A 20,109-nucleotide genomic window follows, 5' to 3' on the forward strand; every position below is an offset into this window, starting at 1 on the left:
TGAGCTACATGCTTGACGTGCGAAGGATGCAGGTGCTGCACGCGGTCGTCACCAGCGGGTCGGTGACCGCCGCGGCGGCGAGCCTCGGGTACACCCCCTCCGCCGTCAGCCAGCAGGTGGCGGCGCTGGAGAAGCAGGCGGGCACCGCGCTGCTGGAGCGGGTCGGCCGGGGCGTGCGGCCGACGGAGGCCGGGCGGCTGCTCACCGAGCACGCGGCCGTCATCGGCAGGCAGGTGTCCGAGGCGGAGGCGGCGCTTGCCGACCTGCGGGCCGGGCGCGCGGGACGGCTGGCGGTCCGCTACTTCGCCACGTCGGGCGCCACCCTGATGGCGCCCGCGCTCGGCCGGTTCCGCCGGGCGCACCCGGGCGTGCGGGTCGACCTCAAGATGACCGACCCGCAGGACCCGCTGCCTGAGGTGACGCAGGGACGGGCCGACCTGGCCATCGTGGTCCGGCCCCACGGCCTGGTCCACGAAGGCGTCCACCTCGTCCACCTGCTCGACGACCCCTACCGCGCCGTCCTGCCCAAGGGGCACCGGCTCGCCGCCAAGCGCGTGCTCGACCTCACCGACCTGGCCGATGAGCCGTGGGTCGGCAGCGAGCGGCCCAGCCCCTGCGTCGACGCCCTGCTTGACGGCTGTGCCGCGGCGGGCTTCAGCCCCGGTTTCGTGGTGGAGAGCGAGGACTACGCCACGGCGCAGGGGTTCGTCGCCGCCGGCCTCGGGATCAGCCTGATCCCCGACATGGGTCTGGCCAACCGCCACCCCGCCGTCGTCGTGCGCAGGGTCCGCGAGCCCGAGCCGATCAGGGCGATCCACGCGGCCGTACGGGAGACCTCGCTGGGCCGGCCCGCGCTCCGCGGGCTGCTCGCCGCGCTCAGGGACGCGGCGGCGCGCTGAGCCTCAACGGCCCGGCTCGCAACCGGCCTCGCCCGGCTCCTCATCCGCCGGCGCGCACGGGCCGGTCCTTTCGACGGAGTCGCAGGGCTCCGCGGCGTCGTCCGAGATGCGGGCGAGCACCCGGTGGGCGATCGACGTCAGGGTCTCGATCTCGTCCGGGGTCAGCGCGTCGACGAACAGGCGCCGCACGGTCTCGACGTGGCCGGGGGCGGCGGCCTCGATCGTGCGGCGGCCCTCGGCGGTCAGGCGGATCACGGTGCCGCGCGCGTCTCCCGGGCAGTCCTCACGGGTGATGAGCCCGCGCTGCTCCATGCGGCGGAGTTGGTGGGACAGGCGGCTGCGGTCCCAGCTGATCGACCGGCGCAGCTCGCGGGCACGGATCCTGCCGCCGGGGGCCTCCGACAGCGGGACGAGGAGCTGGTAGTCGGCCATGGACAGGCTCTCGCCGTTGAGGTGCCGCTCCATCGCGCTGTCGAGCCGGCGGCGCATGTTCCCGAAGGCGCGCCACATGCGCTGCTCGCGCTCGTCCAGCCACCGGGTCTCGGTCACATCATCGATCATACCGAATGTTGACGCATCAACATCTTTCGATTAACTTGCTGATGCATCAACATCGCGTGAAAGCGCACGTCAAACGCATCCAACCCCGTTTTCAAGGGAGTCCCCATATGTCGACGAGCACCCTCAGCCCCGAGCTCACCGGCCAGTACCAGTTCGACACCGCGCACAGCCGCCTGGGCTTCGTCGCCCGGCACGCCATGGTCACCAAGGTCTACGGCGCCTTCAACGAGTGGGAGGGCAGCGCCTACCTCGACGCGGCCGACCCGTCGAAGTCGCACGCCAAGGTGACGGTCCAGGTCGCCAGCGTCGACACCCGCAACGAGCAGCGCGACGGCCACCTGCGCACCAACGACTTCTTCGACGCCCCCGCCTTCCCGCTGATCACCTTCACCAGCACCGCCGTCGAGCAGGTCGGCGCGACGGAGTTCCGGGTCACGGGCGACCTGACCATCAAGGACGTCACCCGCTCGATCACCATCGACTTCGAGTACACCGGCTCGGCCAAGGACGCCTTCGGGGCCGAGCGCGCCGGCTTCGAGGGCCGCACCGTGGTCAACCGCAAGGACTACGGCATCAACTTCAACGCGGTGCTGGAGGCCGGCGGCGTCATGGTCTCCGAGAAGATCACCCTGGAGTTCGACATCTCCGCCGTCAAGGTGACCCCCGCCGCCTGATCCCGCCGCCTTCCACCCATCAGGAAACGTCACAGCATCATGAAACTGGCAATCATCACCGGAAGCACCCGCCTGGGACGCAAGAGCGAGGTCGTCGCTCGGTGGGTCCACGAGATCGCGTCCAAGCGCGGTGACGCGGACTACGAGGTCGTGGACATCGCCGACTTCGACCTACCGCACTTCGACGAGGCTCTGCCCCCGGCCGCCGGTCAGTACGGCAAGGCGCACACTGCTGCCTGGGCCGCCAAGATCGGGACCTTCGACGGCTACGTCTTCGTCACCCCCGAGTACAACCACGCGCCGTCCGGCGTGCTGAAGAACGCCATCGACTTCCTGTACGCCGAGTGGAACGACAAGGCGGCGGGGTTCGTCGGCTACGGCGCGTCCGGCGGGACGCGGGCGGTCGAGCACCTGCGTATGATCATGGCCAACCTGAAGATCGCCGACGTCCGCGGCCAGGTCGCGCTGTCGCTGTTCACGGACTTCACCGACATGACGGCGTTCACGCCGGCCCCCCACCAGGAGCAGGCGGTCAACGCCATGCTCGACGAGGTCGTCTCCTGGAGCGGCGCGCTGAAGACGCTTCGCGAGTCCTCGCCGGACAGGGCCGCGGCCTGACCGGAAGTCTCCACGCCTGCCGCTGCGTCCTTCCCGTCCCGCCGTCACCTCTTCGGCGCAGCACGGCGGCAGGAAGCGGCGGCAGGCACCGGCGGGCTCGTCACCCCCGGTGCGCAACGAGACGCCGTTCTGGTCCAGGTGCGTCTACTTACCGCTGGACGGGGCCTGGACGGCGCCGATGCCGAGGGTGCTCTGCGCGGGAAGCATGCCCGACTCCAGCACCGCCGCGAAGACGGGCACGACCAGCTCGGCGAGCCGGTCGGCGGCCCGCGCGCCGAGGGCCCGCCAGGGCGCCGCGGCCAGCTCGTCGGTCAGGCGCTCCACCGCGTCGCGCCCCCGCCGCCCCTCCTCGGTGGCCAGGCCCTCGGAGTTCACCCAGCCCCGGGCGGCGAGCCGGTCGTTGGCCGCCGCCCACTCCTCGGCGGTCCACCCCCGGCCGGCGAAGTTCGCCACCGGAGCGGCGCCGATCGCGGCGAAGGACACCAGTGCCTCACACGGGTCGAGCCCGGCGGCCAGCAGGGCGGCGATGTGCCCGTCGCCGCGGTGCTCGCGCAGCACGGTCGCGGCCTGCCAGAGCACCAGATGGGGCTCGCCGGCCCAGAATAGGTCGCGGTTGGCGGCGGCGAGGGGGCGGCCCGCGACGGTCACGGCCTCCGCGGCCGTACGCGCCAGGCCGGCGGCCTCCCTCAGGCCGTCGTCGGCGAGCCGGTCTCCGAGGATGGCGCGGAAGACGGCGTCCACCGCTCGCAGCCTGGCCGCCAGCACCTCCTCGGGCGCGGCGACCGACCAGACGGCGGGCACGTGCTCGGCGATCACGCGAGGGCTGAAGCTGTAGAAGGTGGCGGTCACCAGGTCGGCGCCCGCGGCGCCGAGCGGGGCCGCGCGCCAGGCGAAGTAGCTCGGCCAGCGGCTCTCCACGTCGTACCCCAGCGCCGCGGCCTCCTTGAAGGCCTCGGGCGCGAAGTACAGCGCCGCGTGCACCGGCTCCAGGTGGTGCCAGACCCTGCGTGCCGTCCCCGTGTACTCGGACATGTCTTCTCCCGTCGGCGAGATCACTTGCCGGCAAACGATAGCCAGCCCACCCCCGGCCGCACCCCGTGCGGGTTCCCATGCGTTACTAGGACGTCCTACAATTTAGTAGGACGTCCTAGTAACTTCCTGAGGAGCGCCGGTGTACGTACCTGCCAATCCCGTGCGAGTCGTCACCGCGGCGGCCCTGTTCGACGGGCACGACGCGGCGATCAACATCATGCGCCGCATCCTGCAGTCCCAGGGCGCGGAGGTGATCCACCTCGGCCACGACCGGTCGGTGGACGAGATCGTCACCGCGGCCGTCCAGGAGGACGCGCAGGGCGTGGCGATCAGCTCCTACCAGGGCGGTCACGTCGAGTTCTTCACCTACCTCGTCGACCTGCTGCGCGAGCGGGGCGCCGGGCACGTCAAGGTCTACGGGGGCGGCGGCGGGGTCATCGTCCCCGACGAGATCGCCGCCCTGGAGGGCCACGGGGTGGCCAAGATCTTCTCCCCCGAGGACGGCCAGCGCCTCGGCCTCGCCGGCATGATCAACCGCGTCATCGAGGCGTGCGACGTCGACCTGACCGAGGGCGCCGACCCGCCCGCCGTGGCCGGCGGCGACCACGGGGCCGTGGCCAGGGCGATCACCTTCGTCGAGGCGGGCAAGGCCGGGCGGCCGTACCTGGACGCGGTGCGCGCCGCCGCCTCGGGACGACACGTCCCGGTGCTCGGCATCACCGGCACCGGCGGGTCGGGCAAGTCCTCGCTCACCGACGAGCTGATCCGCAGGCTGCGCGTCGACTACGAGGACAAGCTCCGCGTCGCGGTGGTCGCGGTGGACCCGACCCGGCGCAGGGGCGGCGGCGCCCTGCTCGGCGACCGGATCCGGATGAACAGCCTCGGCTCGGACGTGTTCTTCCGCTCGCTGGCCACCCGCGGGTCCCACGAGCTGCCCGAGCACCTCGCCGACGTGATCGCCGTGTGCCGGGCCGCCGGGAACGACCTGGTGATCGTGGAGACCCCCGGCATCGGGCAGGGCGACGCCGCGATCGTGCCGTTCAGCGACATCTCGCTGTACGTCATGACCCCCGAGTTCGGCGCGAGCTCCCAGCTTGAGAAGATCGACATGCTCGACTTCGCCGACGTCGTCGCGATCAACAAGTTCGACCGGCGCGGCGCGGAGGACGCCCTGCGCGACGTGCGCCGCCAGATGGTGCGCAACCGCCAGGCCTTCGGCACCGCCCCAGAGGACATGCCGGTGTACGGCACCGTGGCAGCGCGGTTCAACGACGACGGCGTCACCGCGCTCTACCAGCTGCTGCGCGAGCTGCTCGGCGACAAGGGCCTGCCGCCCAGCCCCGGGCTGCTTCCCGGGACGTCGGTCAAGACCTCCAGCCTGGGCGCCGCGATCGTGCCCCCGGCCCGGGTCAGGTACCTCGCCGAGATCGCGGAGACCGTGCGGGACTACCACCGGCAGACCACGCGGCAGGCCGAGGTGGCGCGCCGCCGCCAGCAGCTCGCCGAGGTGCGGGGCCTGCTGGCCGCCGAGGGCGGCGACGCCTCGGCGCTGGACGCGCTGCGCGACCGCGCCGACGCCGAACTGCCCGGCGACGGCCGCGCCCTGCTGGACGGCTGGCCCGAGACGGTCGCCGCCTACTCCGCCGAGGAGCTGGTGGTGACCGTGCGGGGCAAGGAACTGCGCACGCCGCTGTGGCGCACCTCGCTGTCGGGCAGCCGCGTGCCGCGCGTGGCGCTGCCGAGGTTCACCGACCACGGCGAGCTGCTGCGGTTCCTGCGCTCGGAGAACCTGCCCGGGCGGTTCCCCTTCACCGCCGGGGTGTTCCCCTTCAAGCGGGACGACGAGGACCCGATCCGCATGTTCGCCGGCGAGGGCGACCCGTTCCGTACGAACCGGCGGTTCAAGATGCTGTCGGACGGCCAGCCCGCCGTGCGCCTGTCGACGGCGTTCGACTCGGTCACCCTGTACGGCAACGACCCCGCCGAACGGCCCGACGTGTACGGCAAGGTGGGCACCTCGGGGGTGTCGATCGCCACCCTGGACGACATGAAGGCGCTGTACGACGGCTTCGACCTGTCCTCGCCGAACACGTCGGTGTCGATGACCATCAACGGGCCCGCCCCGACCATCCTGGCGTTCTTCCTGCACACCGCGATGGACCAGGCCCTTGCGCGGTTCGAGGCCGGCAACGGGCGCGAGCCGGACGCCGAGGAGGCCGAGGCCCTCAGGAAGGCCACGCTCGCCACGGTGCGCGGCACGGTGCAGGCCGACATCCTGAAGGAGGACCAGGGGCAGAACACCTGCATCTTCTCGACGGACTTCAGCCTGCGGATGATGGCCGACGTGCAGGAGTGGTTCATCGCCAACCAGGTGCGCAACTTCTACTCGGTGTCGATCTCCGGCTACCACATCGCCGAGGCGGGGGCGAACCCGATCACGCAGCTGGCCTTCACGCTGGCCAACGGCTTCACCTACGTCGAGGCGTACCTCGCCAGGGGCATGGCGGTGGACGACTTCGCGCCGAGCCTGTCGTTCTTCTTCTCCAACGGCATGGACCCGGAGTACAGCGTGCTCGGCCGGGTGGCCCGCCGCGTGTGGGCGGTCGCCATGCGCGACAGGTACGGAGCGGGCGAGCGGTCGCAGAAGCTGAAGTACCACATCCAGACCTCGGGCCGGTCGCTGCACGCGCAGGAGATGAACTTCAACGACATCCGCACCACCCTGCAGGCCCTGATCGCCATCTACGACAACTGCAACAGCCTCCACACCAACGCCTTCGACGAGGCGGTGACCACCCCGAGCCCGGAGTCCGTTCGCCGGGCCATGGCGATCCAGATGATCATCAACCGGGAGTGGGGCCTGGCGGTCAACGAGAACCCGTTGCAGGGATCCTTCATCGTTGACGACCTCACCGACCTGGTCGAGGAGGCCGTCCTCTCGGAGTTCGAGCGGCTGTCGGACCGGGGCGGCGTGCTCGGCGCGATGGAGACCGGCTACCAGCGGGGCCGTATCCAGGACGAGTCGATGCTGTACGAGACCCGCAAGCACGACGGGTCACTGCCGATCATCGGGGTCAACACCTTCCGCAACCCCGAGGGGGCGGCCGAGCACGGCACGCTGGAGCTCGCCAGGGGCACCGAGGAGGAGAAGCGCGGCCAGCTCGCCCGGCTGCGGGAGTTCCAGGGGCGGCACGCGGCCGAGGCGCCCGAGGCGCTCCGGCGGCTCAGGGAGGCCGCGATGGCCGACCGGAACGCCTTCGCCGCCCTGATGGACGCCGCCCGCGTCTGCTCGCTGGGCCAGATCACCGAGGCGCTGTTCGAGGCGGGGGGCCAGTACCGGCGCAACGTCTAGGGACGAACGCGAAGACGGACCCGGGCGCTTCGCCGGCCGGGTCCGTCGTGACGTGCGGTGAGAAGGGTGTCAGGTCCTGCGCCAGCGGGACTCGCAGAAGCAGTAGACGGCGAACACGACCAGGCCGAGCGCGACCACGACGAGCAGCCACGGCCCGAGCGGGGTGTCGGCGAACGACCGCAGCGTGGAGTCGATGCCCTTGGCCTCCTTGGGGTCGTAGGTGATCGCCGACTGCATGAGGAAGACGCCCGCCGCCGCCGCGATGACGCCGCGAGCCGAGTACCCGACCATGCCGAGCTTCTCGACGACGCCCCGGGTCTTCGGGGACATCTCGCCGGTACGCAGGTTGTGGCAGAACTTCTTGGTCACGCCCTCGTAGATCCAGTACAGGCCGAGCGCGATGACGCCGAGGCCGACCGCTCCCACGATGAGCCGGCCGCCCGGCCAGTCCATGACGGTGGCGGTGAGGTCCTTGGACTGCTCGTCGGTCGAGCTGCCGGTGGTGCCGTGCAGCAGGAAGCCGAGGATGGTGCCGACGGCCAGGGCGTAGACGACGGTGTGCGCGACGGCCTCGACGCGGTCCTTGGCCTTGAGCCCTCCCATCAGCGCCTCGGAGGCCTGCCACAGCGCGAGGGCGACGAAACCGATGGCGAGCAGCCAGAGAAGGACGGTGCCGAACGGCTGCTCGGCGACCGTGCGCACGGCGCCGGTCTTGTCCGCCTCTTTCCCTCCGCCCCCGAAGGCGATCTGCAGCGCCAGGATGCCGATCAGCGCGTAGAGCACACCCCGGCACGCCATCCCGAACCGCGTCAGCCGTTCGAACGTCCGGCTGTTGGTCGCTTGCCGCGCGGCTCCCCGCGCCTGGTTACCGGCTGAGGTCACGGAGTTCATGGGCCCGCTCCTTTCGATTCGTCCCCCCATCTACACATCTCGGGCGAAGCTAAACGTCCCCGCCGCGCCTGCCGCCACGCCGGAGGGGAGTTCCGAAGCGGTAACCAGGGGATGAAAGCGGCATGAGGGTATTTACAGCCACTCGGCGAAGATCGCGGGACGACGGCCACCGTGCCGTCCATGACGGAGCGGGCGGCGTTCCCGTGGTCCTGATGGTGCCCGCCGCGATCGGGCTCGCGTTCCTGGCGCTCCCGCTCGCCGGGCTGCTCGTACGGGCGCCCTGGGGCACGCTCGGCGCCCGCCTTGGCGATCCCCACGTGCTGGAGGCCCTCCGGCTGTCGCTGGTGACCTCCACGGCCGCCACCGTCGCCTGCCTGCTGGCCGGGGTGCCGCTGGCCTGGATGCTGGCCCGCGTCGCGTTCCGCGGCAGGCGGCTGGTCAGGGCCCTCGTGACGGTGCCGCTGCTCCTGCCTCCGGTGGCCGGCGGCGTCGCCCTGCTGCTGGCGCTCGGCCGGGGCGGCCTGGTGGGCGCGTGGCTGGGCTCCGGCGCCGGGCTCCCCTTCACCACTGCGGCGGTCGTGCTCGCGGAGGCCTTCGTGGCGATGCCGTTCCTCGTCCTCAGCGTGGAGGGCGCGCTCAGGGCCACCGACGCGCGCTTCGAGGAGGCCGCGGCCATCCTCGGCGCCTCGCGATGGACGGTCTTCCGCCGGGTGACTCTGCCCCTGGTCGCTCCGGGAGTCGCCGCAGGAGCCGTGCTGTGCTGGGCCCGCGCCCTCGGCGAGTTCGGCGCGACGGTCACCTTCGCGGGGAGCCTCCCCGGGCGTACGCGGACCATGCCCCTGGCCGTCTACCACGCCCTGGAGAGCGACCCGGAGGCCGCCATCGCGCTCAGCCTGCTGATGCTCCTGGTGTGCGTCGCCGTCCTCGCCTGCCTGCGCGGACGCTGGGTGAACGTCGCATGATGGACGCCCACCTGCTCGTCGAGCGCCCCCGCTTCCGGCTCGACCTCAAGATCCGCCTCGGCCCCGGAGAGGTCGTCGCCCTGCTCGGCCCGGCCGGCGCCGGCAAGACCACCGCCCTCCGGGTCCTGGCCGGCCTCACCCGGCCGTCGGGCGGCCACATCCTGCTGGACGGCGCGGCGGTGCACGCACGCCCGTCCGAGCAGCGCCCGTTCGGCATGGTCTGCCGGGACCCCCTGCTGTTCCCCCACATGAACGCCCTGCGGAACGTCGCCTTCGGGCCCCGGTGCCGCGGGGCGACCAGGGCCGAGGCCCGGCGCGCCGCCACCGCCTGGCTGCGGCACGTCGGGCTCGGCGACCACCTCGGGGACATGCCGGGGGACCTGTCCGCCGGCCAGGCCCAGCGGGTGGCGCTGGCCCGCTCGCTCGCCGTACGGCCGCGCGTGCTGCTCCTGGACGAGCCCTTGGCCGCCCTCGACCCGCACACCTGCCTGCCGGTCCGGGCCCGGCTCCGGGACCATCTGTCCGGCTTCGCCGGCGCCTGCCTGTTGGTCACCCACGACCCGGTGGACGCCATGGCGCTGGCCGACCGGCTCATCGTGATCGAGGACGGCCACCTGGTGCAGGAGGGCACGCCCTCGGAGGTGGCCCGCCACCCGCGCACCGGCCACGTCGCCCGCCTCGTCGGGCTCAACCTCTACCGGGGCGAGGCCCACGGGCACGACGTGGCGATCGACGGGCCCCCGGAGGACCCGGCCACCGGCCGCGCGCTCACGCTGAACGTGACCGAGGACCTGCGCGGCCCGGTGTTCGTCGCCTTCCCGCCCTCGGCGGTCACGCTGTACGCGGCGCGGCCGGAGGGCTCGCCCCGGAACATGTGGCAGGGCAGTGTCGAGGGGATCGAGCGGCACGGCGACCGCATCCGCGTCCACCTCGACGGCCCGATCACCACCACCGCCGACCTCACCGCCGCCGCCGTCGCCGACCTCGGCCTTTCCCTGGGCCAGAAGGTCTGGGCCGCCATCAGGGCCGCCGAGACGCACGCCTATCCCGCGCGGTCGCGGGAGTGACGCCCGGACGGTCCTCCGCGCGCCGCGCGGCGCGGCTCAAGGTAGATCATCGCAAAGTCACGTAGCCTGAAAGGACCGTTTGTGCTTGCCAGGCAGCTGTGTGGGCAGAGGTAGGAGGCTGGGATCGCGACGGACACCCCCCGCGTCCCCTCACGCCCGCGCACTGACCACCACGGAAGGGACCGGTCGCCGATGCCCAGGCAGATCGCCGCATACCAGCCCCCCAGCTCCGTCGAACTGGAGGCCCGGGTCCACAGCCTAGAGCTCCAGGTGGCCCATCTCACCGAGACGGTGCGAACCCTGACAGGGCAGAACGGCGACGCGGGCACCGCCCGCCCCGCCGACTGAGCGCCCCTCTCCCGCCCCCGCCGCGAGGGCCGCCGGCCCGTGTGGTCGACTGGTCTCAGGGGGCGAAACGGTGGGTCTTCGGCACCGGTGGTCGGTCAGGGTTCGCTTCACGCTGTTCGCCGGCGTCGTGGCGGCCCTGCTTTCCATGCTGCTCGCCACCGTCCTCATGGTGGCCGTCAACCGCCTCGCCACCGACTACCTCACGAACGAGATCGCCGCCGCCGCCGGCCGCGTCGCCTCCGTGGTCGACCGGGAGACTCCCCTCAACCCGCTCCCCCACAGCCTGGTCGACAACCTCCAGGTCGTCGACCCCCGGGGCAAGGTGGTCTCCTCCACCCCGCGACTCCAGGGCAAGCCCCCGATGGCGAGCTTCACCCCCTCCAACGGCAGGAGCACCCAGACCTCCGTGGTGTGCGACCGCGTCTTCCCCCCTGACCAGTGCCAGATCGTGGTGGCGCAGCGGGTCTACCGCTCAGGGGAGCCGTGGATCGTCTACAGCGCCGCGCCAGTGGTCCCGTACCTGGTCCATCCCCGGCTGGCGCTGGTGCTGATCGGCGGGGCGGTCTTCCTCACCGGGGCCGTCACCTACGTCAGCTACCGCGTCGTCAGGGGATCACTGACGCCGGTGGACGCCATCAGGTCCGAGCTGGACGAGATCAACGCCACCTGCCTCGGCCGGCGCGTGCCCGTCCCGCCCAGCAAGGACGAGATCCATGACCTGGCCGAGAGCGTGAACCGAACGCTCGACCGGCTGCAGAGCGCGATGGAGCGGCAGCGCCAGTTCGCCTCGGACGCCTCCCACGACCTGCGCAGCCCGATCACGGCCATGCGCGCCGAGGTGGAGGACGCGATGATGGCCCCCGCCCATACCGACGTCACCACGATGGGATCGTCCCTGCTCGGCAGCCTGGACCGGCTGCAGGCCATCGTGGCCGACCTGCTGATGGTGGCGCGGCTGGACGCCGGCGCGCCGGGCGTGCGCGAGCCGCTCGACCTGTCCGAGCTGGTCGGCTCCGAGCTGGACCGCCGCCACCCGGCCAAGATGATCAAGCGTGACGTCGAGCCAGGCGTCCTCGTGATCGGCGACCGCCTGCGGCTGGCCAGGCTGCTCACCAATCTGCTGGACAACGCCGAGCGGCACGCCGATTCGTCGGTATCTGTGATGGTGCGCCGGGAGCCCGGCGGCCCGGGCTCCCTCCCCAGCGCCGCGGTGCTGGAGGTGCTCGACGACGGGGCGGGCATCGATCCCGACAAGCGGGGGTACGTCTTCCAGCGGTTCGCCCGGCTGGACGCGGCGCGCAGCAAGGACTCGGGCGGCACCGGGCTCGGCCTGCCCATCGCCCGGCAGATCGCGGAGACCGGCGGCGGAACCCTCACCATCGAGCCGAGCAAGCGGGGCGCGCGCTTCGTGGTCCGGCTGCCCCTCGCCCCGCCGTCCGCCAGGGACGCCGAAGCCGGCTCCGGCCGCACTCGCCGCTCCGGGGCCTCCGACGTCTGACGGCGGGCGGCCAGGGGTCAGGGCGAGCGGCGCAGCGCCGAGGCCGGCACCGGGATGGCGGGGAACGGGTTGTCAGGGAGCAGGATGAGCCTGCGAGGTTCGCCCGCCGCCCCCGCGGCGTCCAGATGGAGGAGCGCGGAGCCGATGCCCGCCGCGCCGATCATGTAACCGGTGTCGGCCGTCACCTCCCACGGCCTCAGCCGCCGGTAGGCCTGGTACCACCGGTAGCCGGCGTCGTCGTGCCCGGTGGCGCGGCCGATCAGGTTGTCGGCGAGGGTCCTGGCGAAGTCCAGGTAGGACACCTCCCCGGTCGCGGCCCACAGCCCGACGAAGGTCTCCAGCAGGCCCGCCGAGCCGCAGCACTGGCAGGCGACGTTCCAGAACCCGGCGGTCTGGCGGCGCGGGACGCCGCTGCACATGATGCCGGCGGCGAGCCTGCGCACCCAGTCGAGGTCGCCCTGGTCTCCCGTCACCCGGTAGAGCTCGTAGAACATGCGGGCCACCCCCGCCGACCCCGAGCACAGGCCGAGGTAGTGCAGGCCACGCCCCTGGGGGACGTGGTGCGGCACCAGGACGTGCTTGTCGCTCACGGTGCTGACGGTGCGGACGAAGTCGGCCCCCCTGCGCGCCGCGTCGAGGAACCGCCTGTCGCGCGTCACGCCGTACAGCCGGGCGAGCAGGAAGGCCGTGCCGGCCGTGCCGGACAGGAAGCCGGGCGTGACGGCGTCCACCGGGAGGTCGGGGCACCCGTCCTCGCCGAACCTGTGGCCGGGCACCACCTGGTCGGCGACCCGCGCCCCTGCCTCGACGGCGACCTCCTCGTACGCCGAGACGCCGAGGATGCCCGAGGCGTGCAGCAGGCCGAGGATGATGCCGCCGTCGCCGCGCTGCGCGGGATCGCCGGTCCAGCCCACACCGTCGCCGGTCCTGCGCAGGCTCCGGACGACGCGGTCGGCCCCGGCCCTGGCCGCGACCTCGAGGCTCTCGTCCCCGGTCGCCCACCCCGCCTCCGCCAGCGCGAAGACCATGCCGGTGAGGCCGTGGTAGAGGGACAGGCCCGCCTCGTCCCCGAGGGTGGAGGCCAGGTAGCGCGCGCCCTGCCTGGCGTCGTCCAGGTAGGCCTCGTGCCCGGTCGCCGCGGCGAGCTCCAGGAAGAAGAGCACGATGCCGGCGGCCCCGGCGTACAGCGAGCCGGGATGGCCCGACCTGGCCGACTGGCGCCGGGGATCGGGGTTGGCGTGCCAGTGGCGCCCGCGCTCGTCGTCGACCGCCGCCGACCGGATCCAGCGGCCCGCCATGACCGCCGCGGTGAAGGGGCTCTCGGCGCGTGGCCATGACGGGTGGTTCCGGTCCGGGCTCATGTCGCCTCCTCTACACCCCCTAGTATCCCACGAATTTGGTAGGAAAACTATGCAATTGCGGGGCATCCGTTCACGGGCGCACGGCAGACCTCGTCATCCGCCGCACCAGAACAATCTCACAAACTTCGTCCGCCGGTTAAGCGAAGTCTTCCGTCACCCCTATTCGTACGGCTACCCCTAGCGGGACGGCCGTTCGTGCCATCGGACCCCTACTGCCGGAAACCGGGGGAAGGAAGGCCGCCGGGTTGCCCCGCGGCGGCGTGTCGCTGTTCAGTGAGGGGATGAGCGCCGGACGGAGCGCGGCCGCCCGGGCGGAACGCCCTCACGACCCGGCACGGTCCACGCGAAAGGGGATGACCCGGTGAGTGACCTCCGGAACGTACCGGCACTGGCGGACTCGGTGCGGACGACCGGCGACGGGGTGGACATCCTCGACCGCCGCGTCTACCCGTTCGAACGCCGGTGGGTGCACTGCGCCACCATGGAGGACGTCGCGGTGGCCATCGAGCTGATGGTCACGCAGAGCTCCGGGCCGGCCTTCGCCACGACCGCCGGCATGGTTCTCGCCGCCCGGGAGGCGAGGGACGCCGCGCCCGGAGCCGCCGCAGATCGGCTGCGCGCCGCCGGCCGCAGGCTGATCTCCACCCGGCCCACCAACAACCACATCCGCGACGCCGTGCGCGCGATCCTGGCGGGCACCGTGGACGGCCCGCTCGCCGGCGTACACGGGGACGAGCTGGTCGCCGCCGTGGAGAAGGCGGCGGCCGGGTACGACGAGGAGTACCGCGCGGGCACCAGAGCCCTCGGCCGGTACGCCGCGGAGCTGCTTGAGGACGGCGCGCGGGTGCTCACCCACTGCTGGGGCGACGCCTACCTGATCGGCGCCGTCCAGGCGGCCGAGCAGATGGGCAAGCGGCTCGAATTCGTGTGCACCGAGACCCGGCCCTACCTGCAGGGGGCGAGGCTCACCGCCGCCACACTGGTCGAGATGGGCTACCGGCCCACCGTGATCACCGACGGCATGGTGCCGTCCGCGCTGGCGGACGGGCTGGCCGACGTCGCGCTGGTCGCCTCCGACCGCGTGACCATGGACGGCCACGTGGTCAACAAGGTGGGCACGCTCGCGGTGGCGCTGGCCGCCGGCGCGTTCGGCGTGCCGTTCTACGCGCTCTCCCACGCCCCAGACCCGCTCTCGCCCGGCATAGGGGACGTCGAGATCGAGCACCGCGACGGCGAGGAGGTCCTGCACGTGCTCGGCAGGCGCACCGCCGCCAAGGGCACGCGTGGCTACTACCCGGCCTTCGACGCCACGCCGCCCCACCTGGTGACCCGCATCGTGACCGCGCGCGGCGCCTTCGAGCCCGCCCGCGTGTCGGACCACTTCGCCGGGTCAGGACCGGCGGCCGGTGGGGGCGATGGGAAGCGACCCGCGCGATGAGCCACCGCGTGGTCGTCGACACCGACACCGGGATCGACGACGCCCTCGCGCTGCTCTACCTGGCCGGACGCCCTGACGCGGAGATCGTGGCCGTGACCTCGGTGTCCGGCAACTGCGCGGAGCGGGACGCGGTGCGCAACATCGGGTACGTCACCCGGCTGCTCGGGCTCCGCGTGCCGATCGCGCGCGGCGCGGCCGAGCCACTGTCCGGCACCCCGCGCGTCACCCGCGGGGCCCACGGCGAGGACGGCCTCGGTGATCGCGGCTACGACCGCCCGATGCCCCCCGTGACCGACGAGACCGCCGCCGAGTTGCTCGTACGGCTGGCGGGCGAGCGGCCGGGCGAGCTCGATCTGCTGGCGCTCGGCCCGCCGACCAACCTGGCCCTGGCACTGCGCATCGATCCGGGGCTCTTTACAAAGTATCGTTCGGTCGTGCAGATGGGCGGCTCCGGGCCGTACACCATCCCCGGCGACCTGCTCATGACCGACGTCAACACCGCCGGCGACCCCGTGGCGGCCCGCGTGGTCGTCTCCGCCCCGCGCGGCGAGCTGGTCATGGTGGGGGTGAACGTCACCGCCACCACGATCCTGGACGAACCGGCCATCGCGGCCCTGCGCGCGGCCGGCACCCCCGTCGCGCGGTTCGCCACCGAGATCCTGGGCCCCTACCTGGACTTCTACGAGAAGGAGCGGGGCCGGCGGGTCGTCCCGCTGCACGACCCGCTGGCGGCCGGGATCCTGCTCGACCCCGCCCGCGCGACCGCCGCCGTCCTCGGGCCGGTCAACGTCGTCCGCGAGGGGTCGCTCTGGTGCGCCCGGCTGATGCGGACCCCCGAGGGCCTGCCCCCGCCCTTCCCGTACGAGCCGGCGCCCGGCACCCGGGTGGTCACCGCGGTCGACTCCGCCGGGTTCGCCGGCGACTTCGTCCAGACCCTGACCCGGGCCTGAGCCGTGCGCTGCGGACGGCGGCCCGGGGTGCGCGCGGGGGCCTACTCGGCGCCGGCGGTCAGGCGGACGAAGAGGTCGAGCGCGGCCTCGCGGACGTCGGCGGGGGTGACGCCGTCGAGCGCGGCGCGGGCCTCGGAGATGTCCCTGGTGGTGGCGCAGGTGATGGCCACCGACGTGGCCGCGGCGTGGCTCAGGGATCCGGCGGGCACGCTGTCCGCGATCTCCCGGGCGGTGGTGGCGAGATCGAGGTTGTCTGTCCTCGGTGCGGTGCTCAACGGGGTCTCCTCGCGGTAGCTGGATCTGGTGGATGCCGGGACTCGGGCCGTCCCAAGCACCGGGAGTGTGGCGCACCGGGCCGGTGCGGATCAGGTCATCCTGCTCCGCCGGACCCGCTCATGCCACTCGCCGGGCGAAATGTGACGTGCCGTAGAGGATATGCGACCGGTGCCGGGCGGCATGGGGCGTGGCCGCACTCACGAGGGCGGGGCGACCGCGATGGGCGCATCCTTTTCCGGTTGTTTGAGGAATACGCACGGCCCCTTGGGAGGCTGGGCATGGGGCGGGAGCCGATCGGCGAGAGACCGGCGGAGAGGCCGCGGGTCTCAAGATCGAGGAGGCTACCCTGTGAACCGACCAGGAATATCGGCGATCGTTCCGTTCCCCACTACCTGAGGATCGCGTATGGAGCTCGGTGTTGCGCTGCCCACATCGGGGGCGCTCGCGTCACCCGCGAACATTGCCCGTTTCGCCCAGGAGGCCGAGAGGCTGGGCTACGACTCTTTGTGGACCTACGAGCGGCTTCTGCGCCCGTTCGCCGAGCTCCCGCAGCCCGGCGGAGGCCCGCCGCAGCGGATCCCCGAGATCTACAGGCTGACGTACGAGCCGCTCGAAACGCTCAGCTACGTCGCCGCGCTCACCGACCGCATCAAGCTCGGGACCAGCGTGATCGACGCGCTGTTCCATCCCCCGGTCGTGCTGGCGCGCCGGTTCGCCACCCTCGACCAGTTCAGCGGCGGGCGCGTGATCGCGGGTCTCGGGCAGGGATGGATGCCCCAGGAGTTCGAGACGGCCAACGTGCCGATCCGCCGGATGGGCGCCGGCATGGACGAGGTCGTCGCGGCCATGCGGGCGTGCTGGGGTCCCGACCCGGTGGAGTACGAGGGCCGCTTCTACCGGATCGCCTCCTCGGAGGTGAACCCCAAGCCGGTGCAGGCCACGATCCCCATCCTGCTGGGCGCCATGACGCCCGCGGGGATCCGGCGGGCCGGGCGCATCGCCGACGGGCTGAACCCGATCGCCGTCTCCGAGGAGGTGCTGCGGCAGCTCGCCGGCGGCTTCCGGGAGGCGGCGCGCGAGGCCGGGCGCGACCCCTCCGCCCTGACCGTGGTCGCGCGGGCCAACGTGCCGATCACCCGCGAGCCGCTGGGCGGCGAGCGCCCGTTCCTCGGCGGCGCGCCCCGCCAGATCGCCGAGGACCTCAAGCGGCTGGAGGGCGCCGGCGTGGACCACGTGCTCCTCGCCAACATCGCCGGGACCGGCATCGACGAGGAGGTCCGGCTCCTCGAAGAGATCCAGGCCGCCGTCCGGGGCTGACCCAGGGCCCGTGAGAACGCGGCCCCCATGCCCGGCGGTCAGCCGCCGGGCATGGGGATCCCGAGGTGGTCGCGGAGCGTCGTCCCTGTGTAGTCGGCCCGGAACACCCCGCGCTCCTGGAGCAGCGGCACCACGTGGTCGACGAAGTCGTCCAGGCCTCCCGGGGTCAGGTGCGGCACCAGGATGAAGCCGTCGGCGGCGTCCGACTGGACGAACTCGTCGATGCGGGCGGCCACGGAGGCCGGGGTGCCGACGAAGTTCTGGCGGCCCGTCACCTCGATGACCAGCTCGCGGATGCTGAGCTTCTTCTCGTCGGCCAGGGCCCGCCACTTGGCGGCCACCTCGGCCCGGTCGCCCAGCGGCACCCGTCCCGCCGACACCCCGCCCGAGAGGTCGGGGTCGACGTCCGGCAGCGGGCCGTCGGGGTCGTAAGCGGACATGTCCCGTCCCCAGACCTGCTCCAGGAAGGCGATCGCCGTCTGCGGGCCCACCTGGCGCCGCCGGATCTCGGCGGCGTTCTCCGCCGCGTCCTCCTCGGTGTCGCCCAGCGCGAACGTCGTCGCGGGAAGGATCTTCAGCCGGTCCTCCGCGCGGCCGTACCTGGCCATCCGGCCCTTGACGTCCCGGTAGAACGCCTGGCCCTCGTGGAGGGTGCCGTGCCTGCTGAAGATGACGTCCGCGGTGGAGGCGGCGAACTCGCGTCCCTCGCCGGAGTCGCCGGCCTGGATGATCACCGGGTGCCCCTGCGGGCCGCGCGGGACGTTGAACGTCCCGGAGACGTCGAACTGGGCGCCGTCGTGCCGCACCGGGGTGATGCCGTCCGGCCGTACGAACGCTCCGGAGGCGGGGTCGGCGACGACGGCGTCCTGCCGCCAGGAGTCCCACAGCTCGCGGGCGAGCTGGAGGAACTCCGCGGCGCGGCTGTAGCGGTCGGCCCTGTCGAGGAAGCCGCCGCGCCGGAAGTTCTCCCCGGTGAAGGCGTCGGAGGTGGTGACGATGTTCCAGGCGGCGCGGCCGTCGCTCAGGTGGTCGAGGGTGGCCAGGCGCCGCGCCAGCTCGTACGGCTCGTTGAAGGTGGCGTTGACCGTGCCGGCCAGGCCCAGCCGCGTGGTGACGGCGGCGAGCGCGGACAGGACGGTGAGGGACTCCGGGCGGCCGACGACGTCCAGGTCGTGGACGCGGCCCTTGAGCTCGCGCAGCCGCAGCCCCTCCGCCAGGAAGAAGAAGTCGAACTTCCCGCGCTCGGCCGTCGCGGCGAGGTGGCGGAACGAGGCGAAGTCGATCTGGCTCCCGGACCGGGGATCGGCCCAGACGGTGGTGTTGTTGACGCCGGGAAAGTGCGCCGCCAGGTGAACCTGCTTGCGCGGCCTGCTCATCGGGGGATCCTCCTGCTCGGTGTGCCGGCCCGGGACGGGCTCGGCGGGATGGTCACGCGCTCCGCGCGCATCTCCGGCGTCACCCGAGGATGCGGGCGGCGCCGAACCCCGCGGCGAGCTCCGCGCCCGCGGCGAACCTCTGGGGGGCGAAGGCGGCCAGCCGGGGGTCGGCGGGCTCGTCCAGGAGCAGCCGCGCCACGTGGTCGCCCCAGGCGGGGGCGATCTTGAACCCGTGCCCGCTGGTGCCGGCGTCCACGAAGATCCTCTCGCCGACCCGCCCGGTCACGGGCTGCCAGTCGGGGCTGACGTCGTACAGGGACGCCCAGCCGCCCACCAGGGACGCGCGCCGCCTGGCGGGGGTGCGGCGGGCGGCGACGGCGGCGAGCCGCCTGACCTCGAACTCCCTCGTGGCGCTGCCGAAGGCGTCCGGGTCGGCGGGCGAGGCGGGGATGACCCCGCCGACGAGGAACTGCGTGCGGGGCTGCGGCGTGGAGTAGTAGCCGCCGGCGACGTCGATGAGCACGTGCGGCACCAGGCCCTCGGTGTCCGCGGGATCGTGTTCCAGCACCGCGACCACGTGCCGCTCGACCGTCAGGGGCAGGTTGATCCCGAGCCCGGCGAGCAGGCCCGAGGTCCACGGTCCCGCCGCGACCAGCAGGCGGCCGACGTGGTGGGTCTCGCCGTCGCCCGTGGTGACCGCCACCCCGCCCGGCTCCTCGGCCAGGGCCGTCACCGGGTGGCCGAGGTGGAACGCGGCCCCGTGCCGCCGGGCGGCCTCGGCCAGGCCGAGGGTCGTGCTGAACGGGTCGGCGTACCCGGCACCCGCCTCCCAGACGCCGACCGCCACCCCGTCGAGGCTCAGCGCGGGCAGCAGTCCTGGCAGCGCGTCCGCCGGCACCAGCTCGCTCTCGATCCCCGCCGACGCCAGGCGGCTCGCGGTCTCCCGCGCCGCGGCGACGTCGCCGGGCCCGTGCAGGTAGAACGCCCCGGTACGGCGGAAGCCGGACTGGCCGCCGCCCGTGCGCTCGCCGAAGTCCGCGAGGAAGGCGATGCCGTCGCGGGCCGTCTCCGCCAGGAACGGGTCGGTGTAGTACGCCCGGCAGATCCCGCCGGAACGCCCCGTCGGCCCCGAGGCCGGGGTGCGCCGCTCGAATACGGCCGTGGAGACGCCCCTGCGTGCCAGGTGGAAGGCGGCGCTGACCCCGTGGACGCCCGCCCCGATGATGCCGATCTCGTGTGCCATACGCTCACGTCCCCCGTCCCCTCACCCGCGTGCACAAACCTAGTTAAAAGGTAGGAAAAATAGGTTTTGCTGTCAACCATCCCCATCACAGGGCGGGCCCGGCCACCCCGGGAAGCGGATGTACGAAGGCGGCACGCGTCGCCGGGACCGCCTGCCGGCCGGCGGAAGCATCCTCATGGTGGGGCTAGCACTACCGTGCACCGGCATGGTGCCTGGATATCGCGCAACCGGCGATCCCGACAGTCT

At 72.8% G+C, this 20,109-nt stretch carries 18 protein-coding genes; 11 read left to right on the plus strand and 7 right to left on the minus strand.

The genetic code is table 11. The annotated features are described in order from the left end of the window. Positions 1–8 precede the first annotated feature (8 nt). Entirely contained in the window at positions 9–899 is an 891-nt protein-coding gene (locus OG589_RS15380; RefSeq protein WP_405149656.1) for a LysR family transcriptional regulator, read from the plus strand. Between the two features lie 3 nt (positions 900–902). Here the strand turns inward: OG589_RS15380 and OG589_RS15385 are convergent, their stop codons facing one another. After that, positions 903–1,448, minus strand: a complete 546-nt coding sequence (locus OG589_RS15385) for a MarR family winged helix-turn-helix transcriptional regulator (protein WP_405149658.1) — start codon at positions 1,446–1,448, stop codon at positions 903–905. Positions 1,449–1,567: 119 nt separating this feature from the next. On the opposite strand from OG589_RS15385, the gene OG589_RS15390 reads away from it, so the two are divergent. Both OG589_RS15390 and OG589_RS15395 read left to right on the plus strand, forming a co-directional pair. Further along, positions 1,568–2,134: a YceI family protein gene (locus tag OG589_RS15390; RefSeq protein WP_405149660.1), complete on the plus strand. Its 567-nt coding sequence runs from the start codon at positions 1,568–1,570 to the stop codon at positions 2,132–2,134. A 39-nt stretch (positions 2,135–2,173) separates the two neighbouring features. Continuing rightward, positions 2,174–2,752: an NADPH-dependent FMN reductase gene (locus OG589_RS15395; protein ID WP_405149661.1), complete on the plus strand. Its 579-nt coding sequence runs from the start codon at positions 2,174–2,176 to the stop codon at positions 2,750–2,752. A gap of 144 nt (positions 2,753–2,896) precedes the next feature. Here the strand turns inward: OG589_RS15395 and OG589_RS15400 are convergent, their stop codons facing one another. Beyond that, the gene (locus OG589_RS15400; protein ID WP_405149663.1) at positions 2,897–3,784 is read right to left on the minus strand and encodes an SCO6745 family protein; all 888 of its coding nucleotides are present in this window, start codon (positions 3,782–3,784) and stop codon (positions 2,897–2,899) included. Between the two features lie 139 nt (positions 3,785–3,923). On the opposite strand from OG589_RS15400, the gene icmF reads away from it, so the two are divergent. Beyond that, positions 3,924–7,136 (plus strand): fused isobutyryl-CoA mutase/GTPase IcmF, encoded by a 3,213-nt coding sequence (gene icmF, locus OG589_RS15405; RefSeq protein ID WP_405149664.1) that lies wholly within the window; start codon positions 3,924–3,926, stop codon positions 7,134–7,136. A 69-nt stretch (positions 7,137–7,205) separates the two neighbouring features. On the opposite strand, the gene OG589_RS15410 is transcribed toward icmF, so the two are convergent. Continuing rightward, positions 7,206–8,027: a DUF1206 domain-containing protein gene (locus tag OG589_RS15410; protein ID WP_405149666.1), complete on the minus strand. Its 822-nt coding sequence runs from the start codon at positions 8,025–8,027 to the stop codon at positions 7,206–7,208. A gap of 212 nt (positions 8,028–8,239) precedes the next feature. On the opposite strand from OG589_RS15410, the gene OG589_RS15415 reads away from it, so the two are divergent. The 4 genes from OG589_RS15415 to OG589_RS15430 all read left to right on the plus strand — a co-directional run bounded on the left by OG589_RS15415 (position 8,240) and on the right by OG589_RS15430 (position 11,902). Continuing rightward, positions 8,240–8,989, plus strand: a complete 750-nt coding sequence (locus OG589_RS15415) for an ABC transporter permease (RefSeq protein ID WP_405152048.1) — start codon at positions 8,240–8,242, stop codon at positions 8,987–8,989. After that, positions 8,986–10,056, plus strand: a complete 1,071-nt coding sequence (locus tag OG589_RS15420) for an ABC transporter ATP-binding protein (protein WP_405149668.1) — start codon at positions 8,986–8,988, stop codon at positions 10,054–10,056. Before OG589_RS15415 ends, OG589_RS15420 begins: the two co-directional genes overlap by 4 nt. Positions 10,057–10,248: 192 nt before the next feature. Continuing rightward, positions 10,249–10,404: a hypothetical protein gene (locus OG589_RS15425; protein WP_405149669.1), complete on the plus strand. Its 156-nt coding sequence runs from the start codon at positions 10,249–10,251 to the stop codon at positions 10,402–10,404. Positions 10,405–10,474: 70 nt separating this feature from the next. After that, on the plus strand, positions 10,475–11,902 hold the full coding sequence (locus OG589_RS15430) for an ATP-binding protein (protein WP_405149671.1): 1,428 nt from the start codon (positions 10,475–10,477) through the stop codon (positions 11,900–11,902). Between the two features lie 17 nt (positions 11,903–11,919). Here the strand turns inward: OG589_RS15430 and OG589_RS15435 are convergent, their stop codons facing one another. Further along, positions 11,920–13,263: a lanthionine synthetase LanC family protein gene (locus OG589_RS15435; RefSeq protein WP_405149672.1), complete on the minus strand. Its 1,344-nt coding sequence runs from the start codon at positions 13,261–13,263 to the stop codon at positions 11,920–11,922. Positions 13,264–13,624: 361 nt separating this feature from the next. On the opposite strand from OG589_RS15435, the gene OG589_RS15440 reads away from it, so the two are divergent. After that, positions 13,625–14,701 (plus strand): hypothetical protein, encoded by a 1,077-nt coding sequence (locus OG589_RS15440; protein ID WP_405149674.1) that lies wholly within the window; start codon positions 13,625–13,627, stop codon positions 14,699–14,701. Beyond that, on the plus strand, positions 14,698–15,651 hold the full coding sequence (locus OG589_RS15445) for a nucleoside hydrolase (protein WP_405149676.1): 954 nt from the start codon (positions 14,698–14,700) through the stop codon (positions 15,649–15,651). The genes OG589_RS15440 and OG589_RS15445 overlap by 4 nt, the downstream gene beginning before the upstream one ends. A gap of 41 nt (positions 15,652–15,692) precedes the next feature. Here the strand turns inward: OG589_RS15445 and OG589_RS15450 are convergent, their stop codons facing one another. Beyond that, positions 15,693–15,926, minus strand: a complete 234-nt coding sequence (locus OG589_RS15450; RefSeq protein ID WP_405149677.1) for a hypothetical protein — start codon at positions 15,924–15,926, stop codon at positions 15,693–15,695. A 406-nt stretch (positions 15,927–16,332) separates the two neighbouring features. On the opposite strand from OG589_RS15450, the gene OG589_RS15455 reads away from it, so the two are divergent. Continuing rightward, positions 16,333–17,244, plus strand: coding sequence for a TIGR03619 family F420-dependent LLM class oxidoreductase (locus tag OG589_RS15455; protein WP_405149679.1), 912 nt, complete (start codon positions 16,333–16,335; stop codon positions 17,242–17,244). A gap of 38 nt (positions 17,245–17,282) precedes the next feature. On the opposite strand, the gene OG589_RS15460 is transcribed toward OG589_RS15455, so the two are convergent. Together OG589_RS15460 and OG589_RS15465 are read right to left on the minus strand one after the other, a co-directional pair. Next, a complete protein-coding gene (locus OG589_RS15460; RefSeq protein WP_405149680.1) occupies positions 17,283–18,620 on the minus strand; it encodes an NtaA/DmoA family FMN-dependent monooxygenase in 1,338 nt (445 codons plus the stop codon). Positions 18,621–18,699: 79 nt separating this feature from the next. After that, positions 18,700–19,863, minus strand: a complete 1,164-nt coding sequence (locus OG589_RS15465) for an NAD(P)/FAD-dependent oxidoreductase (RefSeq protein WP_405149682.1) — start codon at positions 19,861–19,863, stop codon at positions 18,700–18,702. Positions 19,864–20,109: the final 246 nt, after the last annotated feature.

Source organism: Sphaerisporangium sp. NBC_01403, from assembly GCF_045040145.1.
Lineage (GTDB): Bacteria > Actinomycetota > Actinomycetes > Streptosporangiales > Streptosporangiaceae > Sphaerisporangium > Sphaerisporangium viridialbum.

Excerpts from the sequence above, each read along its gene's own strand:
- OG589_RS15380 (WP_405149656.1), top strand. The coding sequence starts at position 9 with ATGCTTGACGTGCGAAGGATGCAGGTGCTGCACGCGGTCGTCACCAGC.
- OG589_RS15390 (WP_405149660.1), top strand. The coding sequence starts at position 1,568 with ATGTCGACGAGCACCCTCAGCCCCGAGCTCACCGGCCAGTACCAGTTC.
- OG589_RS15395 (WP_405149661.1), top strand. The coding sequence starts at position 2,174 with ATGAAACTGGCAATCATCACCGGAAGCACCCGCCTGGGACGCAAGAGC.
- OG589_RS15400 (WP_405149663.1), bottom strand. The coding sequence starts at position 3,784 with ATGTCCGAGTACACGGGGACGGCACGCAGGGTCTGGCACCACCTGGAG.
- OG589_RS15410 (WP_405149666.1), bottom strand. The coding sequence starts at position 8,027 with ATGAACTCCGTGACCTCAGCCGGTAACCAGGCGCGGGGAGCCGCGCGG.
- OG589_RS15415 (WP_405152048.1), top strand. The coding sequence starts at position 8,240 with ATGGTGCCCGCCGCGATCGGGCTCGCGTTCCTGGCGCTCCCGCTCGCC.
- OG589_RS15420 (WP_405149668.1), top strand. The coding sequence starts at position 8,986 with ATGATGGACGCCCACCTGCTCGTCGAGCGCCCCCGCTTCCGGCTCGAC.
- OG589_RS15425 (WP_405149669.1), top strand. The coding sequence starts at position 10,249 with ATGCCCAGGCAGATCGCCGCATACCAGCCCCCCAGCTCCGTCGAACTG.
- OG589_RS15435 (WP_405149672.1), bottom strand. The coding sequence starts at position 13,263 with ATGAGCCCGGACCGGAACCACCCGTCATGGCCACGCGCCGAGAGCCCC.
- OG589_RS15445 (WP_405149676.1), top strand. The coding sequence starts at position 14,698 with ATGAGCCACCGCGTGGTCGTCGACACCGACACCGGGATCGACGACGCC.
- OG589_RS15455 (WP_405149679.1), top strand. The coding sequence starts at position 16,333 with ATGGAGCTCGGTGTTGCGCTGCCCACATCGGGGGCGCTCGCGTCACCC.
- OG589_RS15460 (WP_405149680.1), bottom strand. The coding sequence starts at position 18,620 with ATGAGCAGGCCGCGCAAGCAGGTTCACCTGGCGGCGCACTTTCCCGGC.
- OG589_RS15465 (WP_405149682.1), bottom strand. The coding sequence starts at position 19,863 with ATGGCACACGAGATCGGCATCATCGGGGCGGGCGTCCACGGGGTCAGC.